Origin of the sequence: uncultured Maritalea sp. (genome assembly GCF_937139385.1) — a bacterium.
GTDB classification, from domain to species: Bacteria; Pseudomonadota; Alphaproteobacteria; order Rhizobiales; family Devosiaceae; genus Maritalea; species Maritalea porphyrae_A.
Genome location: NZ_CAKZPW010000333.1, coordinates 1 through 2954 on the forward strand (window position 1 = coordinate 1; position 2954 = coordinate 2954).

5 protein-coding genes are annotated in these 2954 nt (G+C 49.3%); all 5 read right to left on the minus strand.

The genetic code is table 11. The annotated features are described in order from the left end of the window. Positions 1–209, minus strand: a 209-nt coding sequence (locus Q0231_RS13615) for an aminotransferase class V-fold PLP-dependent enzyme (protein ID WP_299348156.1), incomplete at its 3' end; no start/stop codon positions are given. Positions 210–214: 5 nt separating this feature from the next. Continuing rightward, positions 215–1420, minus strand: a complete 1206-nt coding sequence (sufD, locus tag Q0231_RS13620) for a Fe-S cluster assembly protein SufD (protein WP_299348159.1) — start codon at positions 1418–1420, stop codon at positions 215–217. Between the two features lie 14 nt (positions 1421–1434). Beyond that, positions 1435–2190: a Fe-S cluster assembly ATPase SufC gene (gene sufC / locus Q0231_RS13625; protein ID WP_269394389.1), complete on the minus strand. Its 756-nt coding sequence runs from the start codon at positions 2188–2190 to the stop codon at positions 1435–1437. Positions 2191–2302: 112 nt separating this feature from the next. Continuing rightward, positions 2303–2464, minus strand: coding sequence for a hypothetical protein (locus Q0231_RS13630; protein ID WP_299348161.1), 162 nt, complete (start codon positions 2462–2464; stop codon positions 2303–2305). A 4-nt stretch (positions 2465–2468) separates the two neighbouring features. Then, positions 2469–2954, minus strand: a 486-nt coding sequence (locus Q0231_RS13635; protein ID WP_299348164.1) for a SufD family Fe-S cluster assembly protein, incomplete at its 5' end; no start/stop codon positions are given.

The following is a 2954-nucleotide window of genomic DNA, read 5'->3' on the forward strand; positions in this document are numbered from 1 at the left end:
TCTTCAAAGGCTTCGGTCGCCCGATTGGAAAGCGTATGCAGCCCACGGTGCACATTGGCATATTCGTGAGAATAGGCATGCATAATCCGATCAAGCACTTGCTGCGGCTTTTGTGCCGAAGCGCCACTGTCCAGATAAACAAGCCTATTGCCGTGGATTTCCTCCTTTAGAATCGGAAAATCTGCCCGTACGCGTTCCAAATCAAACATTTGGCCTAAGCCTCTTCTTGTTCCTGCAACCAACTATCCACACGCGCTTCAAGCACATGCACAACAGCCTCAACGTCGACCGGCTCGAACACTTCTGCCAAGAACGCTCTGATCAACATAGCCTTTGCCTCAGCGCGTGGAATACCCCGGCTCATCAAATAGAACATTGAGTTTTCATCTAGCTCACCGCATGTCGCACCATGCGCGCAAAGCACGTCATCAGCGAAGATCTCAAGTTCAGGTTTCACCAAAACTTCGCCACGTTCTGACAAAATAAGCCCTTGGCACATCATTTGTGCATCAGTTTTTTGTGCAGGTTGCGCAACATCAATCTTGCCTTGGAACACAGCCTTGCCGCGTCCATTCACAATGTTCTTGAACACTTCAGTGCTGGTGGTGTTGGCAACAAGGTGGCGTAAATGAACGGTAATATCGCCGTGCTGCGTGCCCGAAAGCATGTTCAATCCAGCGAAATCAGCATGTGCACCACCACCAACAAAGTTTGCGCTAACTGTCGTGCGGCTAACTTGAGGTTCAGATTGCTGTACGAATGTGCTCAGCTGCGCGTCGGCGTTCAATTCATAGCGATTGTTTGCGAAATGACGCGTTGCAGATGAGTTGCCATCAAGCTGAAAATGTGAGAATTCAGCGCCTTCACCCAATACAACTTCTGTTGTTGCCAACCGTAAATGCGCGGCGTCGGAACCATTGTATGTTTCAATCAATGTCGCTTTTGCGCCATCTTCCAGCGTAACAGACACTTTGTCCGCATTGATCGCTGCATCGCCATCAATGATCCGGTCAATATGAAGCACTTGGTCAAGTTCACCAGAGATCTTGATCTCTACAACATCACCAACAAGGGCTTCGCTGAGCAAAACAACGCTGTCTTCACCAGTGCCAGTATTGCCACTCGTTGCAACGCTTACGCCTTCCACATCAAAATCGCCGGCCAATTGGCCGTTGACGATTTCAATGCGCGCCACGCCATCAAAGTTTGAACGCTTTGCAGAGGCACCATCGTTTGCGACAGCCAGAGCGCTCGGCACTTCGCGCAACAAGCTTTTAAGGTCCGTATAGTGATAAGCTTCAATCCGACGCGTTGGCAAACCAGTTGCAGCAAATTGCGCCGCTGCTTCTTTGTTGCCATGCGATAAAAGCAGTGCTTGCAGCTGCTCTTCAGCCCCACTCAATTTGATATCTTTATTCATCTGATTGCCCCGCCTTATGCCGCGTGATTGTCGAAACCAGCATAACCTTTGCTCTCAAGCTCAAGTGCCAAATCGCGATCACCACTTTCAACAATGCGTCCATCAGAAAACACATGCACACGATCAGGTACAATGTGGTTCAACAAGCGCTGATAGTGGGTAATCACGAGCATTGAACGATTTTCAGAACGCAAGTGGTTCACGCCTTCTGAAACAATTTTCAATGCGTCGATATCAAGACCAGAATCTGTTTCATCAAGCACGCAAAGCGATGGCTGCATCAATGCCATTTGCAAAATTTCTGCGCGTTTCTTTTCGCCACCAGAAAAACCAACATTCAATGGGCGTTTCAGCATCTCTTGTTTAATCTCAAGCTTTGCTGCTGCATCCTTCACCATTTTCATGAATACCGGAATTTTCAGCTCTTCTTCACCGCGAGACTTACGCTGGGCGTTCAATGCCGCTTTGAGGAAAGTCATGGTTGCAACACCCGGAATTTCAATCGGGTACTGGAAGGCCAAGAACAGGCCAGCTGCAGCACGTTCGTGCGCGTCCATTTCCAACAGGTCTTCGCCGTGGAACAGGATTTGGCCCTCAGTGACTTCGTAACCGTCTTTACCAGCGAGCACATAGGAAAGGGTCGACTTACCAGAACCATTGCGGCCCATGATCGCATGAACTTCTCCGGCAGGTAGCGTCAAATTCACGCCTTTGAGGATCTCTTTGTCTTCTTCCTCGACCTTTACGTGCAGATTTTTGATTTCAAGAATTGGCGTAGTCATCGTATTTGTCCTTCTGTGCGGCCGTCATCCCGGTCGGCCTGTCATCTAATTGCCCGCTAGGGCGTTGTTCAATTCGCGGCAATTGCCGCACTAAATCTGGCTACCAAACAAAAACTGCAACGGCCCACACAACGCCAGCCGCAATTGCGCCAGCGATCAACCCAATTTGCTTGTACATCTTGGGCTCATCTTTTTTTACGCGACCAGCGACCAACCAGCCCATACCCGCGCCAACAGCAATCGCAAAAAGCAGTTTTTCCATTGGATTAGCCCACGCTACCTTCAAGGCTGATGCCAATCAGCTTTTGGCTTTCCGCCATAAATTCCATGGGCAAATGCTGAAGAACTTCTCGCACGAAACCGTTCACGATCAAGGCAACCGCCTCTTCTTCATTCAGGCCACGTTGTTGGCAATAGAACATTTGATCGTCTGAAATCTTCGATGTTGTGGCTTCATGTTCAAACACGGCGCTTGAATTCTTGCTTTCAATGTAAGGCACCGTATGCGCGCCACATTTGTCACCAATCAACAAGCTGTCACACTGGGTAAAGTTGCGTGCGCCGGTTGCTTTCGCATGGGCTGAAACTTGACCGCGATAAGTGTTTTGCGACACGCCGGCCGAAATACCTTTCGAGATAATCCGGCTAGAGGTGTTCTTGCCCAAATGGATCATTTTGGTGCCACTATCGACTTGCTGGTGACCGTTAGAAACCGCAATTGAATAGAACTCACCAACTGAATTATCACCGCG

What these genes read in the sequence shown, in the direction of transcription:
- sufD (WP_299348159.1), bottom strand. Translation starts at nt 1,420, where the DNA reads ATGAATAAAGATATCAAATTGAGTGGGGCTGAAGAGCAGCTGCAAGCA.
- Q0231_RS13630 (WP_299348161.1), bottom strand. Translation starts at nt 2,464, where the DNA reads ATGGAAAAACTGCTTTTTGCGATTGCTGTTGGCGCGGGTATGGGCTGG.